The sequence below is a fragment of the Streptomyces sp. SP18BB07 genome (assembly GCF_036322545.1).
GTDB lineage: Bacteria > Actinomycetota > Actinomycetes > Streptomycetales > Streptomycetaceae > Streptomyces > Streptomyces deccanensis.
This window is the reverse complement of the sequence record NZ_JAQYWT010000324.1, coordinates 142,917-157,681: the sequence shown is the minus strand read 5'-3', so window position 1 is coordinate 157,681 and position 14,765 is coordinate 142,917. Positions and strand designations below refer to the sequence as shown.

The 14,765-nt window shown below is 72.2% G+C and carries 5 protein-coding genes; 1 reads left to right on the top strand and 4 read right to left on the bottom strand.

The features are described from left to right. Positions 1-7 precede the first annotated feature (7 nt). Complete coding sequence (locus tag PUR53_RS24555) at positions 8-1,150, top strand: sensor histidine kinase (protein ID WP_329909717.1); 1,143 nt, start codon at positions 8-10, stop codon at positions 1,148-1,150. Here the strand turns inward: PUR53_RS24555 and PUR53_RS24550 are convergent. The 4 genes from PUR53_RS24550 to PUR53_RS24535 all read right to left on the bottom strand — a co-directional run bounded on the left by PUR53_RS24550 (position 1,102) and on the right by PUR53_RS24535 (position 14,696). Then, positions 1,102-2,160 (bottom strand): MDR family NADP-dependent oxidoreductase, encoded by a 1,059-nt coding sequence (locus tag PUR53_RS24550; RefSeq protein ID WP_329902280.1) that lies wholly within the window; start codon positions 2,158-2,160, stop codon positions 1,102-1,104. The two genes, PUR53_RS24555 and PUR53_RS24550, sit on opposite strands and share 49 nt — an antisense overlap. After that, positions 2,157-3,824, bottom strand: coding sequence for a phytoene desaturase family protein (locus PUR53_RS24545; RefSeq protein ID WP_329902385.1), 1,668 nt, complete (start codon positions 3,822-3,824; stop codon positions 2,157-2,159). Before PUR53_RS24545 ends, PUR53_RS24550 begins: the two co-directional genes overlap by 4 nt. 86 nt (positions 3,825-3,910) lie before the next feature. Beyond that, on the bottom strand, positions 3,911-5,098 hold the full coding sequence (locus PUR53_RS24540) for a cytochrome P450 (RefSeq protein WP_329909658.1): 1,188 nt from the start codon (positions 5,096-5,098) through the stop codon (positions 3,911-3,913). Further along, a complete protein-coding gene (locus tag PUR53_RS24535) occupies positions 5,088-14,696 on the bottom strand; it encodes a non-ribosomal peptide synthetase/type I polyketide synthase (protein ID WP_329909657.1) in 9,609 nt (3,202 codons plus the stop codon). Before PUR53_RS24535 ends, PUR53_RS24540 begins: the two co-directional genes overlap by 11 nt. Positions 14,697-14,765 lie beyond the last annotated feature (69 nt).

Here is a 14,765-nt window from a genome sequence, read left to right as displayed (position 1 = left end):
CCCAGGGCTGAGCGTCCGCGTCCGACTCACCCTCAGTTACGCCGGGTTCCTGATGCTGGCCGGTGTCCTGCTGCTCGCGGCGGTGTGGGTGTTCCTGCTGCGGTACGTCCCCGACCGGGCGATGCTCATCACCCCCGACGACAAGCCCGGGCACGGCGTCTTTCCCGTCCGGTCCGCCCTCCTGGACGTCTTCGCCCCGAAGGCGGCCGCGGTCCTGGTGTTCCTGCTGCTCCTCGGGCTCCTGGGCGGGTGGGTCCTCGCCGGCCGTATGCTCGCGCCCCTGACCCGCATCACCCACGCCACCCGCATGGCCACCGACGGATCGCTCTCCCACCGGATCCGGCTGCCGGGCCGCGAGGACGAGTTCCGTGAACTCGCCGACGCCTTCGACGCGATGCTCGCCGGGCTCGAGGCGCACGTCGCCGAACAGCGGAGGTTCGCGGCCAACGCCTCCCACGAGCTGCGCACCCCCCTGGCGATCTCGAAGGCACTCCTCGACGTGGCCCGCGCCGATCCGGACCACGACACCGGCGAACTCATCGAACGCCTGCACACCGTCAACGCCCGAGCCATCGACCTCACCGAGGCACTGCTCCTGGTCAGCCGCGCCGAGCAGCGGTCCTTCACCCGAGAGCGCGTCGACCTGTCCCTCCTGGCCGAAGAAGCCACCGAGACCCTCCTCCCCCTCGCGGAGAAGCACGGCGTCACCATCGAGACCGGGGGTGACCTCGCGCCCACCAGCGGATCACCGACGCTCCTGCTGCAGCTGACCACGAACCTCGTGCACAACGCGATCGTCCACAACCTGCCCGAACAGGGCGCGGTGCGGGTGGACACCGGCGTGCGGGCCGGCGCCCACCCGGAAGCCGTGGTGCTCACCGTCGAGAACACCGGCGAGAAGCTGACCGCCGAGCTGGCCTCGACCCTCGCCGAACCGTTCCGGCGCGGCACCGAACGCGTCCACACCGACCACGCCGGCGTCGGCCTCGGGCTGGCCATCGTCAAGACCATCGCCCACGCACACGACGGCACCCTCACCGTCGCGCCGCGCCCCACCGGCGGGATCCGCGTCACCGTGGAACTGCCCGCGGCCTCGGTCCGTCAGAGTTCGACCAGGACCTTGCCCCGGGTTCCCTCCCGGTCCAGGTAGAGGGTCCGGTACGCGTGCGGGATGGCGTCGAAGCCGTGGTGGACGGTCTGGTGACAGCGGATCGCACCGCCGCGGACCAGGCCGCCCAGCTCCCGGTGCATGGCTGACAACAGCGGTTCCGTGAACCACTCCTGGGCGAAGATCCCCCGGATCGTGGTGCGCGGGAACATGATGTACGGCAGCAGCCGCGGTCCGGTCAGTTCGCCGTTCACCGTGGTGGCCCACTGCCAGCAGACGGCCACCCGGCTGTCCACGGTGAGCATGGTGAACACGGCGTCGGTGATCGTCCCGCCGAGGTTGTCGAAGTAGCGGTCGACCCCGTCGGGGGCGGCGAGCAGCAGCGCCTGCCGCACCTTCTCCGCGTCGTCGGCCCGGTCGTAGAGCACCACCTCGTCGAACCCGAGCTCGCGCAGGTACGCGGCCTTGCCCGGGGAGGAGGTCGTGCCCACCACCCGCCCGGCTCCCGCTCGTGCCGCCAACTGGCCCACCAGGGAGCCGACCGAGCCGGACGCCCCGCTGATCACCACGGTGTCGCCGGGGCGCACGGCCAGGAACCTGGTGAACGTGCCCCAGGCGGTCATCCCGGGCGCGCCCATGACGCCGAGCGCGGTGGACAGGGGCAGCAGTTCGTCGTACGCGTCCGGGTCGAGCCGGCGATAGGCCGGGAGGACCATCGGGAAGACACCGGTGCGCCACACCTCCTCGGCACCGTCGTGGACGACGTGGCTGCGCCAGCCGCCGAAGCCCTGCACAAGGTCGCCCACCCGGAACCGGGCCTCCGGACCCGCCTCCAGCACCTCCATGATCGAGTCCCCGCCCATGTGGTGGCCGAGCGGCGTCTCCAGCGCGAGCCCGTTCTGGTACGGGTCGACCGAGACGTACCGGGTGCGCAGCAGCATCTCGTCCGGGCGGAGGGCGATCTCGACCTCCTCGACCACCTTCTCGTAGATCCGGTCGACGTCGGGCACCCCGCCCAGGTGCTCACGGACGACCCACTTCTCGATCCTCATGTCCGGGCTCCTGTCTCGACGGCCGCCGCGTCTTCCACGGGAATGACCAGGTGGGTCGGCGGTGGCGCGCTCCGGTCGATCTCGGCGGTGAAGTCCAGGCCGTCGTCCCGGCAGACGAACTGCATGACGTGCCGCCCGGCCGCCGCCGCGCGGATCAGGCCGCCGATCGTCGCCCAGACCCCGGAGAGGTAGAAGTTCGACAGCCCCGGCAGCACCGGGCCGCTCCGCCTGATCTCGCCCTCCAGGGTCTCCGCGCCCTCCACGAACGGGTTCCAGCCGGGGAAGGTGCCGTCGTAGACGCCGGTGTAGCGGACCTGGGTGAGCGGGGTCGAGACGTCGGCGACGGCCACCGCGTCCGCGAAGCCGGGGAATCGCTCGTCGAGGAAGGAGACGATGCCGGCCCGGACCCGGCGTTTGGCGGTCAGATACTCCTTGCCGTGCCTGACCGGCAGCGTGTGCAGCTCCTGACCGCGCCGTACCCGGGAGGACTGCTCCGGGCCCCGGTGCAGCGCCCGCCAGGGCGCGATGTCCGAGAAGTACGTCGCGAAGACCACGGTGGACTCGCGCGGTGCCAGCTCCGGGTAGTGCCGGGTGCGGAACTGCACGTTCATGGACGGGCAGCGGATCCCGGTCAGCTCGCTCGCCTGACGCTCCGTCAGCAGGTAGGTGGTGCAGGGGTCGCCCTCCGGGAACGGCCTGCGCAACCCCAGGAACAGGGAGACGTAGCCGGGGGAGAGCTGGCCGGGCTGGTCGATGAGCGAGGTGTAGAGCCTGCGGTAGGTGTCGTTCAGGTACTGGCCCTTGAGCAGCTTCATCACCGTGGTGTGACCGTCGGCCGCCGAGACCACGATGTCCGCGCGATGCTCCCGGCCGTCGCTGAGCCGTACGCCGACCGCGCGGTCCCGCTCCACCAGGATCTCCTCGACCTTGGCGTTGTAGGTGATCTCGCCGCCGAGCCCCCGATAGCGCTCCTCGACCGACCGGGCGAGACCCAGCGAGCCTCCCTCGGGCACCCCGGCCGCCCGGTTGGCGTGCGAGGCCAGCTGGAAGTAGAACGGCAGCACCGGGAAAGCCGGATGCTTCTCGTAGAGGATGAAGTTGAACGCCTCGCGCAGCAGCGGATCGCGGAACCGCTGCGCGTAGTCGGTCATCAGTACGGTGATCGACCTGCGGATGGTGGCGAAGTACGGGGCGAACGAGGCCATCATCCGCCATCGTTCCCTGCGGCTCATCAGCCCGACGGGTTTGAGGAACGGGTAGACCGCGAGCGCCTTGCGGAAGGTCCGGACGCCCGCGCAGAACTCACGGATCGGCGCGCTGTCCCTCGGCGAGAGGGCGAGGAGGTGGGCCTCCAGCCGGTCGGGGTCGGAGTAGAACCGCACCGCCCGGCCGTCCCGGCCCCGGACGATGTTGAACACGTCGAAGTGCCGCATCTCCTTGCCCTGGAGCGCGCCCAGTTCGAGCCAGATCTGGTACATCTCGTTGCCCGGTCCGTTGCCGAGCAGCCAGCTGACGCACCAGTCGAAGGTGAAGTCGCTGCGCTCCCAGCCGGTGCACGAGCCGCCGGGGATCTCGTGCATCTCGAAGATCCGGGTCCGGTAGCCGTTCATCCGGGCGTAGCACCCGGTGGACAGACCGCCGAGACCCCCGCCGATGATGATCATGGTTTCGCGTCGGCGTGCCAATTGCCTCGCCCTTCCCGTCTCTCGTGGTCCTGGCCGGTCGTACGGGTGGTGGTCCGGGCGCCCGCTCACCAGGCGACCGGAAGTGACTGGAGGCCGTTCACCATCGCGTCCTCCTTCCAGCGCAGGGCGTGCTCGGGGACGGCCGGCCGCAGGCCGGGGAGCCGGGCCAGGACCCGTTCGATCGCTACCTGGAGCTCCAGCCGGGCCAGGTGGGCGCCGACGCAGTAGTGCACGCCGTGGCCGAAGCCGATGTGCGGATTGGCCGGGCGGTCCAGGACGAGGCGCTCCGGCTCCGGGAATACCTCCGGATCGCGGTTGGCGGCCGCCGTGGCGATCATCACCGCCTCGCCGGCGCGGACGGTGACCCCGCCCAGCTCGACATCGGCGGTCGCGTACCGGGGCAGGCTGAAGCCGGTGAGCAGCGGCACGTACCGCATCAGCTCCTCGACCGCCCTGGGAATCAGCTCCGGCCGCTCCCGCAGCCGGGCCAACTCCGGTGGATTGAAGAGGAGTTGATGGAAGAAGTTGCCGATCTGGTTGGTCGTGGAGACGAAGCCTGCGATCAGCAGGTCGCAGGCGATGGAGAGCAACTCCTCCTCGGCGATCAGCTTCCGCTCCCGGCAGGCCCGCACCAGCGTGGTCAGCAGGTCGTCGCCGGGCTCGCGGCTCCGCAGCTCCAGCACATCCGTCATGTAGTCCATGAACGCCTGGCCCTCGGTGGCGAGCACCTCGCCGGGCGTGACGGCGGAGAGCACGGTCTCGGCCCAGGCCCAGAGCATCCGGTGGTCCTCGGCGGGCAGGCCGAGCACCTGGCAGATGATGGTGGTCGGCATCGGGATCGCGAAGTCCTCGACCAGATCGGCCGGTTGGCCCGCTGCGACGATCCCGTCGAGCAGTTCGTCGGCCAGCTCGACGGCCCGGGCCCGCAGCCGCTCGATCCGGCGGGCGCCGAACTCCCGGGCCACCAGCGACCGGAGCCGGGTGTGCTCGGGCGGCTCGGTGGAGAACAGACCGGCGCCGGTACGGGCCACCGGACGCATCCGGGGCTGGTCCCGGCCCATCGCCGCGGCCAGGCTGAACCGGGGGTCGGCCAGCACCGTCCGTACGTCCTCGTACCGGGTGACCAGCCAGGCACCGTCGCCGTACGGCATCCTGATCCTGGCCAGCGGCCGGGCGCGCAACTCGGCGTAGGCGGGGTGGAGTTCGAGGCCACGGGGTTCGAAGGGGTAGGGCAGGGCGGTCTCAGGGCGCATGGGTTGCTCCCGCGTCGAGGATCGACCGGGCGAGCCCGGCGTTGTGGGCGACGAACTCGTGGTCGAGCATCTCGGCGTGGGTGCCGAGGCCCTGGACGACGGTCGTCCGGGTGGTCGAACTGCCGTGCCAGGCACCGTCGTGCCCTGCCTCGTGCAGCGCCGCCTTCTCGGCGTCGGAGATCACGCCGATCGTGGCGGCGACCGCCCCGAGGTTGGGCGTACGGCCGCAGAACCGCAGATAGTCACGGGCGTGTGCGCGGGTCTCCTCGGCGACCACGGCCGAACCGGTGTGCCGCCGCAGATGTTCCGCGAGCTCGCGCTCGAACACCTCGATGTGCTCGTCGGCGAGGTCGAAGGGTTCCGTGATCCGGTGCGAGTCCACGATCACCACATGGGTCACCGTCCGCCCGCGCCGCTCCAGTTCCTTGGCCGTCTCGAAGGCGAGGTTGCCGCCGAGCGAGTAGCCCAGCAGGGCGCAGGGCCCCTCCGGATGGAGCGACTCCACGAGGTCCGCGTACCGGTCGACCTTGTCGTCCCCCGTCACGTAGTTGAACGCGACCAGCCGGTACTGCGGCAGGTGCGCCGCGAACTGCCGGTACACCAGACCGTGGCCGCCGGCCGGCGGGAAGCAGAAGAGGGTGCTCGGCTGCTCCCTGTTGAACCAGAGGTAGGGCCGACCGCCCTCGATCCGGCCCGTGATGATGTGCTCGACGGTCCGCGCCATCCCGTGCAGGGTGGTGACCTCGAACAGCCGGCTGACCGGGACGGCGATGTTGAACTCGCTCTGCAGGCCGTGGATCAGCTCGATCAACTTGATCGAGGAGCCGCCCGACTCGAAGAAGTCGTGCTGCAGACCGGGTTTCTCGATGCCCAGCAGCGCCTGCCAGTGCGCGGCCATCCGGATCTCGTAGAGGGTGGTGGGTGGTTCGGCGTCCCGGTCCTCCGCCTGGGCCGCCGGGGCGGGCAGCGCGGCCAGGTCCACCTTGCCGTTGGCGGTGAGGGGCAGCGCGGGCAGTTCGGTGATGTGGGTCGGGATCATGAAGGTCGGCAGGGTGCCGGCCAGGCGGCGACGGAGCGCGCGCCGGTCGAGGGTCCGGCCGGGGGCCGGCACGCAGTAGGCGCAGAGCACCTTCTCGCCGCTGCGATCGGCACGGACGGTGACCACCGCGTTCTTCAACTCGGGCCACTCGGCGAGCCGGCTCTCGATCTCGCCCGGCTCGATCCGGTGTCCGCGCACCTTGATCTGAGCGTCGGCCCGGCCGAGCAGATGCAGACAGCCGTCCGTGTCCCAGCGGGCCAGGTCGCCCGTGCGGTAGAGCCGGACGGGCTCGGTGCCGTCGGCGCCGCCCAGCGGCAGGGTGGTGAACCGGCGGGCGGTCCGTTCCTCGTCGCCCGCATAGCCGAGTGCGACCCCGGAGCCTCCGATCCACAATTCGCCGGTCACACCGGGCGGTACGGGACGGCCGTGCCGATCGAGCAGATAGCAGGCGCTGTTGGGGAACGGCCGTCCGATCGGGACCGTCCCGCCGGGCTCCAGCCCCTCCACCGGACCCTCGAAGTACGCGCTGTCGACGGTGGCTTCGGTGAGCCCGTAGGAGTTGACGAGCCTGGTTCCCGGCCCGCACAGCGCGCGCAGCCGCTGGTACTCCTCGACCTTCCAGAGGTCCGAGCCGACCACCAGCAGCCGCATGAAGTCCAGCCGCAGGCCGGAGCGTTCGCAGTGCTCGACCAGGAGGCGAACCACCGCCGGGACGAACTCCGCCGTGTCCACCCGCTCGGCGCGCATCACCTCGTGCAGCCGCGCGGTGTCGAACAGGACGTCCCGGCCGACCAGCACCAGGCAGCCGCCCGAGCAGAGGGCGCGTACGACGTCACCGGTGAAGACGTCGAAGGAGGGGGCCGCCATCTGCAGGTGGACCCGCGCCTCCGTGTCGAGCCGGTACTCCGCCCGCCAGGCCTGGTACGCCGAGGCCAGGTTGCCGTGGGAGACCCGCACGGCCTTGGGCCGGCCGGAGGAACCGGAGGTGTGGATGACGTAGGCCGGGTCGTCCGGACCCGCCGGGACGTCGGCGAACTCGTCCGCCTCGTCCGTGCTCGTGGGGGAAGGGGACGCGTGGAGTTCGGCCACGGTCACCAACCGGGCCGGCAGTGCTCCGAGCCGGTCCCGGTCGTCGCCGACGACGAGTTCGGCTCCGGCGTTGCGGACCAGGTGGGACAGCCGGTCGGGCGGGTCGGCCGGGTCGAGGGGCAGATAGGCGGCGCCGGTGCGGAGCGCGGCGAGCAGGGCGACGATCAGCTCGGGCGACTTCCCCATGCAGAGGGCCACCACGGTGCCGGGCCCGGCGCCCAGTGCCCGCAGCCGGGCAGCGGCCCGCGCCGAGCGCTCGGCCAGTGCGCCGTAGGCGAGGCGGACGGTCCCACTCGAGCCGTCCGGCATCACCACCGCGAGCGCCTCGGGGTCGGCCGCCGCCGCGCGCAGGATCAGCTCGTGCACCGGAGCCCCGTACGGCACCCGGCGGCCCGCCCCGCTCCAGCTGCCGAGGACCAGCGCCCGTTCCTCGCGGCCGAGCAGCTCCAGCCCGGTCGCCGCGCGCTCCGGGACGGCCCTGGTCAGCCCCTCCAGCAGGTTGACGTAGTGCCCGGCCAGCCGGGTCATCGTCTCCGGTTCGAACAGGTCGGTGTTGTACTTCAGGACACAGTGGAACCGGTGTTCCGCCTCGTCCTCGTACGCGGACAGGGTGATGTCGAACTGCCCTTCCTCCTCGGGGAGTTCGATGTACTCCAGGCGGTAGCCGTACTTCTCGGTGGCGACCTTGTGGTGGAGCAGGATGAACATCGCCTGGAACACCGCCGAGCGGCTCGGGTCGTGCTGCAGCCCCAGCTTCTCCACCAGCAGCACGAACGGGTACTCCTGGTGATCCAGCCCGCCCAGCACGGTGGTGCGCACCCGCTCCAGCAACTCGGCCACGGTCGGCTCACCGGCCAGCGACACGTGCAGCGGCAGCGGATTGACGAAGTAGCCGTAGACGCCGGCGAACCTCTCGTCCGTGCGGCCGGTCACCGGACTGCCGACGATGATGTCGTCCTGCCCCGAGTAGGCGTGCAGCAGCAGGTAGTAGGCGCTGAGCAGCACCATGAAGACGGTGACGTTGTGCTCGCGGGCCAGGGCGTGCACGCGGGCGCTGAGTTCCTCGTCCAGGACGAAGAACTCGGAGGCGCCGTTGTGGGTCTGCACCGCCGGGCGCGGCTTGTCGACGGGCAGGTTGAGGGTCGGGACCTCGGCCGGCAGGTGCGCGCGCCAGTAGTCGAGCATCCGCGACGCCTCGCGGCCGGCCAGGAACTCGGTCTGATGGTTGAGGAAGTCCAGGTAGCGCGCGGCGACCGGCGGCAGCTCGGGCGCCCTGCCCCGCCGCAACCCCTCGTAGACCGCGAGGAGTTCCTCGATGAAGGTGAAGGTGGAGATGGCGTCCGACACGATGTGGTGGACCGCTTTCATGATGACCCACCGGGCCGGGCCGCGCCGGAACAGCCGGAACCGCACCAGCGGGTCGCGCTCCAGGTCGTACGGCCGGCGGTACTCGCGGACGATCATCGCGTGGATCTCGTCCCAGTCCAGGTGCTCGACGTCGAGGACCCCGAAGTCGGGCTCGACCGAGGCGGAGATCCGCTGCACCGCCCGGCCGCCGTCGAGCACGAAGTTCGCACGGAGACCGGGGTGCCGCTCGACCAGGGTCCGGAAGGCGACCGCCATCAGCTCGGGTTCCAGCTCCACCCGGACCTCGACCGCACCGCCGATGTTGTAGGCGAAGCCGTCCGGGTCGAGCTGCTTGAGGAACCAGAGCGCCTTCTGGTTCTGCGTCAGCGGATACGCCGTCTCGTCCTCGTACCGCTCGATGCCGGCGCTGTCCGCGCCGGCTGGCTCCTCGTCGAGCAACTCGACCAGCACGGCGTGCAGTTGGGCGACCAGCTCGGCCACGGGTGCGTCGCTGAGCAGCGCCACCAACGGGAGGGTGGCGCCGAGTTCGGTGGAGAGGCGGGCCCGCAGCTCCATCGCGAGGAGTGAGTCCAGGCCGAGGCCGCCGAGCCCGCTGTCCGCCGCGATCTGCTCGGCGGGTACCCGGAGCACCCCGGCGACCAGCGCGGTGAACCACTCGGTGAGCAGCGCGGGGCGCTCCGCCTCACCGGCCGCCCGCAGCTCCTCCAACGGGCCGGTCCGCTCGGTCGCGGGCGCGGACTCCCGGGCGGCGGCCGCCAGTTCGGCGACCAGCGGTGGCGGGGCCGGGTACCAGGCGAGGAAGACCGGCCAGTCCACCACGGTGGCGACCAGCAACTGGGCCCGGTCCTGCCCGAGTACGCGTTCCAGCACGGCCATTCCGGTGCGCGGGGCCAACGAGCTCATGCCCCGGCTGTTCCGGTAGTGGTCGATCAGCCCGAGCTCCTCGATCATGCCGGTGGCCCAGGGGCCCCAGTCGAGGCTCAGCGCGGGCAGACCGAGCGCCCGGCGGTGGTGGGCCAGCGCGTCCAGGAAGGCGTTCCCCGCGGCGTAGTTGGTCTGTCCGGCGGTGGTCAGCAGCGAGGCGATCGAGGCGAACAGCACGAAGTGGTCGAGCGGTTCGCCGGCCAGCTGCCGGTGCAGGGCCAGGGCGCCGAGCACCTTGGGCTCGTACACCGCGTCGAACGTCTCCCGGTCGAGGTCGGCCACCAGGGTGTCGCGGACCTGCCCGGCCAGATGGAAGACCCCCCGGATCGGCGGCCGATCGAGGCGCCGGTGGTCGGCCAGCCAGGCGGCCAGCGCGGACTCGTCGGTGATGTCCAGTGTCACCGGGACCGGTTCGGCACCGAGCGCCTCCAACTCGCGCAGGAAGGCGACGCGCTGTGCCTGCGGCCCGTCCGGGTCGAGGTCGCGCCACCGCTCACGCGGCGGCAGGGGGCCCCGGCCGACCAGGATCAGCCGACGGGCGCCGCGCCGTACGAGGGTGCGGCAGAGCAGCCTGCCGAGCGCACCGAAGGCACCGGTCACCAGATACGCGGCGTCCGGGCGGAGGCTGGGCGGCAGGGGCAGGCTCAGTCCCTCGGCGGGGCGCAGCCGGCAGCTGAGCCTGCGGCCGGGGCGTAGCGCGATCTCGGCCTCGTCGGCGACCGCGAACTCGCGCAGCAGCGCGGTCGCCTCGGCTCCGGCCTCCCCGTCCGGCCCGAGGTCGACCAGCTTTCCGGGGTGCCCCGGCAGTTCCTGGTGCCGCAGCACCCGGCCGATGCCCCAGGCGGGGGCGCCCAGTGGTTCGACGTGCTCGCCGACGATCGTGGCCTGCGCGGACCGGGTGACGATGTGCAGCCGACAGCCGGGCAGTTCGGCCGACAGGAGGGCGGCGAGAGGGACGAGACTGTAGGCGACGGTGCTGGGGCTCTCCAGGGGGCCGGTGTCCGGGTGGGCGGGGCGGGCGTCGGTCTGGGGGTGGGCGGTGGGTGTCAGGGTCGGGTGGTCGAGGTTCCAGAGGTGGACGACGGTGGTGGGGTCGGGCAGGCCGTGGGCGCGTCGGTCGGCCAGGAGCCGGGCGAGGTCGTAGGGGGAGCCGGGCTCGACGGTGGCCGGGCGACCGTCCTCGGCGGGCCGGTAGCCGCTGCCCGGCACGACCAGCGCACAACTGCCCCCACGGGCGGCGATCCGCTCGGCCAGCGCGGCGGCGACGCCCCGGCGGTCGGCCAACAGCAGCCAGTTGCCCTGGTCCCCGGCGGCCGACTCGGCGCCGTCGGTGGTCACGGGGGCGTCCGGCAGCTCCGTCCAGACCGGCTCGGCGAGCCAGCCGTCGATGGTCGCCGGTCCGACGGCGGTGGCGGCCTGCTCGACGTCGGCGGCCCGGAAGCCGGTGATCCCGCCGAGCGACACGCCCTCCTCGTCGTACACCGCGAGGTCGCCGAGGAGTTCGGTGCCGGTGTCCCGGACGACGGTCGCGTGCACCCAGAGCGACCGGTCGCCGACCGCGTCCAGCCGGACCTCCTCGATGGCGACCGGCAGCCGGATGCCCGCGCCGACCTGCGCCGTCGTCGACAGCTGGGGTGTCAGCAGGGTCTGGAAGAAGGCGTCCATCACCACCGGGTGCACCTGATGGTCCGTGCCCCGGCCCACGGCCGCCGCCGTCGGGCGGACCCGGGCCAGCGCCTCGCCTGGGCCGACCCAGACCTCCTCGATGCCCTGGAACGCCGGGCCGTAGTGGTAACCGAGCGCGGCCAGTTCCGCGTAGCAGTCCGGCCCCGTCAGTCGGCGAACGGCCCGCCCACGGATCGCCGCGGCGTCCAACGTCCGTACGAGGCGACGGCGTTGTCCGGGCCGGACCGTGCCGACGACATGCACGGCCCGCTCCGTCCCGTCCCCGGCGGGGGTGGCCACGGTGAAGCCGCCCTGCTCGGTGGAGAGGGTGAGGTGGACGGCGCGACTCTCGCCGTCGGGCAGAAAGAGCGCCTTGCGCAGCTCGACATCCGCGAGGGCGGCGTCGGTGCCGCCGGTCAGTGTTCGCACCGCCTGGACGGCCATCTCCAGGAACCCGGCGGCGGGGAAGACCACGGTGCCCTGGATCCGGTGGTCCTCCAGATACGGCAGTGCCTCGGCGTCCAGCCGGGCCTCCCAGGCCGGTTCGGCGCCGGGCAGCCGACGACCGAGCAGCGGGTGGTCCAGCCGGCCCCGCCTGACCTGGGCGACGGGTCGGGGCTCGACCCAGTGCCGGTCCCGGCGGAACGGGTGACGCGGCAGCGGGACCACGCGCCCGGTCGGCTGCAGCACCGACCAGTCGATCTCGACCCCGAGGTTGTGCAGGGCGGCCAACGACGCGGTGAACGTGCCCTGTTCGTCTTCGTGACGCCGGATCGAGGGCAGTGTGCGCACCTCGGGGGACGTCGTATCCCCGCCTCGAGCGTCACCTGCCGTCCCGGCGGCCCGCGTCTCGACCGTCTCGACGATCGACCGGCCGAGCACCGGGTGCGGGCCGATCTCCACGAAGAGGCGGTAGCCGTCGTCGGTGAGCCGTTCGACCGCCTGGCGGAAGCGGACGGTGTCCCGGACGTTGTGCCACCAGTAGCCGGCGTCCAGTTCGGTGCCGTGGGCGGTGCCCTCGCGGCCCGTGAGATACAGCGGCACCACGGCCGGACGGGCCTTGAGATCGGCGAGCGACTCCAGCAGCTCGCCCTTGATCAGCTCCATCTTGGCGCTGTGGTACGGCACTTCCACGGACAGCGGGCGGGTGAAGACCTGCTCGGCGGTGAGCGTGGCGGCCAGCTCGGCGAGAGCCGCCGTGTCCCCGGCGAGGGTGAGCGAGCCGGGGCTGTTGACCGCGGCCACCGACACCGTGTCGCCGTAGGGGCACAGCCTCCGGCGGGCCTCGGCCTCGGTGAGCGCGACGGCCAGCATGCCGCCGGTACCGGCCAGCCGTTGCTGGAGGCGGCTGCGGTGGACGACCACCTTGACCGCGTCGGCCAGGTCGTAGACACCGGCCTCGTGGAAGGCGGCGACCTCACCGGTCGAGTGTCCGACGACCGCGTCCGGCCGCACCCCGCGACTGCGCCAGAGCGCGGCCAGCCCGACCTGGACGGCGAAGTTGGCGGGCTGGGCGAGCCAGGTCTCGGCCATCCGGGAGTCCGCCTCGTCGGCGGCGAGTTCCCGGGTCAGCGACCAGCCGGTCAGCTCGCCGATGTGCTCGGCGCACCGCTCGACGGCCTCACGGTAGACCGGCTCGGTGGCGAAGATCCGGCGGCCCATCGCCCACCACTGCGGGCCCATGCCGGTGAAGACCCAGCACAGCCGCCGGTGTCCGGGTTCCAGGCGGTGGTCGGTCAGGACGCGGGGGTGTGGTTCTCCCCGCAGGTACGCGGTGAACGCTTCGTCCAGCGAGGTGCGGGCGGCGGTGTCGCGGGAGTCGTAGACGACCGAGAGCCGGGCGCCGTGGTGCTGGCGGCGATGGGCCAGGGTGTGGCCGAGGTCGGCAGGCCGGGCCGGGGTACCGCCCCGCACCCCGGCCAGCTCGGCCTGGATGCCGGCGGCCAACTCCGGCAGAGCGGCGGCTTCCCGGGCACTGAGCGGAAGCACGGTCCAGACGGGCTCTTCGGCGCACCGGGACTCCAGCGAGCCCTGCGAGTGCTGCCGTGACCGCGGGTGCGACTCCGCCTCCGGCTCCCTGGCGGGCGCCGCCTCCAGCAGGACGTGCGCGTTGGTGCCGCCGAAGCCGAAGGAGTTGACCCCGGCCCTGGCCGGTCCCTGGTGCGCGGGCCAGGGTGTGGGCTCGGTGGGGATCTCGTACGGGAGCGTGGCCGCGTCTATCGCGGGGTTGAGCCGCTCCAGGTTGATGTGCGGTGGGATCAGCCGGTGTTTCAGCGCCAGCGCCGACTTGATCAGCCCGGCCAGACCCGCCGCCGACTCGGTGTGCCCGATGTTGGTCTTGACCGAGCCGACGTAGCACTTGTCCCCGGCCCGCCGCCCGACCGCCAGGGCACGGGCCAGCGCGTTCGCCTCGATCGGGTCGCCGACCGGGGTGGAGGTGCCGTGCGCCTCGACGTACTGGAGGTCGCCGGGGACGATCCCGGCCTGGGCGCAGACCCGTTCGATCAGGGCGACCTGGGCGTCCGGGTTGGGCACGGTGATGCCGTTGGTGCGGCCGTCCTGGTTGACGCCGCTGCCGATGACGACGGCGTGGATCGGGTCGCCGTCCCGGACGGCGTCGGAGAGCCGCTTGAGGGCGACGACCGCGACGCCCTCGGCGCGCACGTAGCCGTCGGCGGCCGCGTCGAAGGTGCGGGAGCGCCCCCGTGGGGAGAGGAAACCGCCCTTGGTCTCGGCGATCGTGTACTGCGGCGCGATGTGCAGCAGGGTGCCGCCGGCCAGCGCGAGGTCGGTCTCGCCGCGCAGCAGGCCCTGCGCGGCCAGGTGGACGGCGACCAGGGAGGAGGAGCAGGCGGTGTCGAGGGAGACGCTGGGGCCGCGGAAGTCGAAGCAGTGCGAGATGCGGTTCGACACCATCGTCATCATCGTGCCGGTGGCGGTGTGCGGGGCCAGGGTCTCGAAGGAGAGGTCGGAGAACTGGACGATCTTGTAGTCCAGGGTGAACGCGCCGATGTAGACGCCGACTTCACGGCCCGCCAGCTCGGCCGGTTTCTGCCCGCCGTCCTCCAGCGCCTCCCAGGACACCTCCAGCAGTTTCCGCTGCTGCGGGTCCATGTGGTCGGCCTCGCGGCCGCTGATGCCGAAGAAGGCCGGGTCGAACTCGTCGAAGCCGTCGATGTATCCGCCCCGGCCGCCGACCAGCCGGCCGGGCTTGCCCCGGTCCCGGCTGCTCAGGGTGGCCACGTCGTAACGGCTGGGCGGGGTGGCCGTGATGCAGTCCTTGCCGTCGACCAGGTTCTGCCAGAACGCCCGGTGGTCGCACGCCCCGCCGGGCAGCCGGCAGCCGATTCCGATGATCGCGATCTTCTCGCGCGCGGTGTCGACGGCGTCGGCGAGCGGAGGGCCCGTGGGTGAGGAGGCCGGGTGCGGTGGGCGAGAGCGGGGGAGAGGGGGGAGCGAAGGGTCCGAGGAGCCCGAGGGTTCCGAGAAGGTACCGATGCATGAGTCCGTCATGGGCGAGTCCTTGAGACGCTGCGTCGCGCGTGCGGCTCGGGTGGCTCAGTCGCACGGGCATGGGGACGG

Coding starts and splice junctions, on each gene's coding strand:
- PUR53_RS24540 (WP_329909658.1), bottom strand. CDS start 5,098: ATGCGCCCTGAGACCGCCCTGCCCTACCCCTTCGAACCCCGTGGCCTC.
- PUR53_RS24550 (WP_329902280.1), bottom strand. CDS start 2,160: ATGAGGATCGAGAAGTGGGTCGTCCGTGAGCACCTGGGCGGGGTGCCC.
- PUR53_RS24535 (WP_329909657.1), bottom strand. CDS start 14,696: ATGACGGACTCATGCATCGGTACCTTCTCGGAACCCTCGGGCTCCTCG.
- PUR53_RS24545 (WP_329902385.1), bottom strand. CDS start 3,824: ATGATCATCATCGGCGGGGGTCTCGGCGGTCTGTCCACCGGGTGCTAC.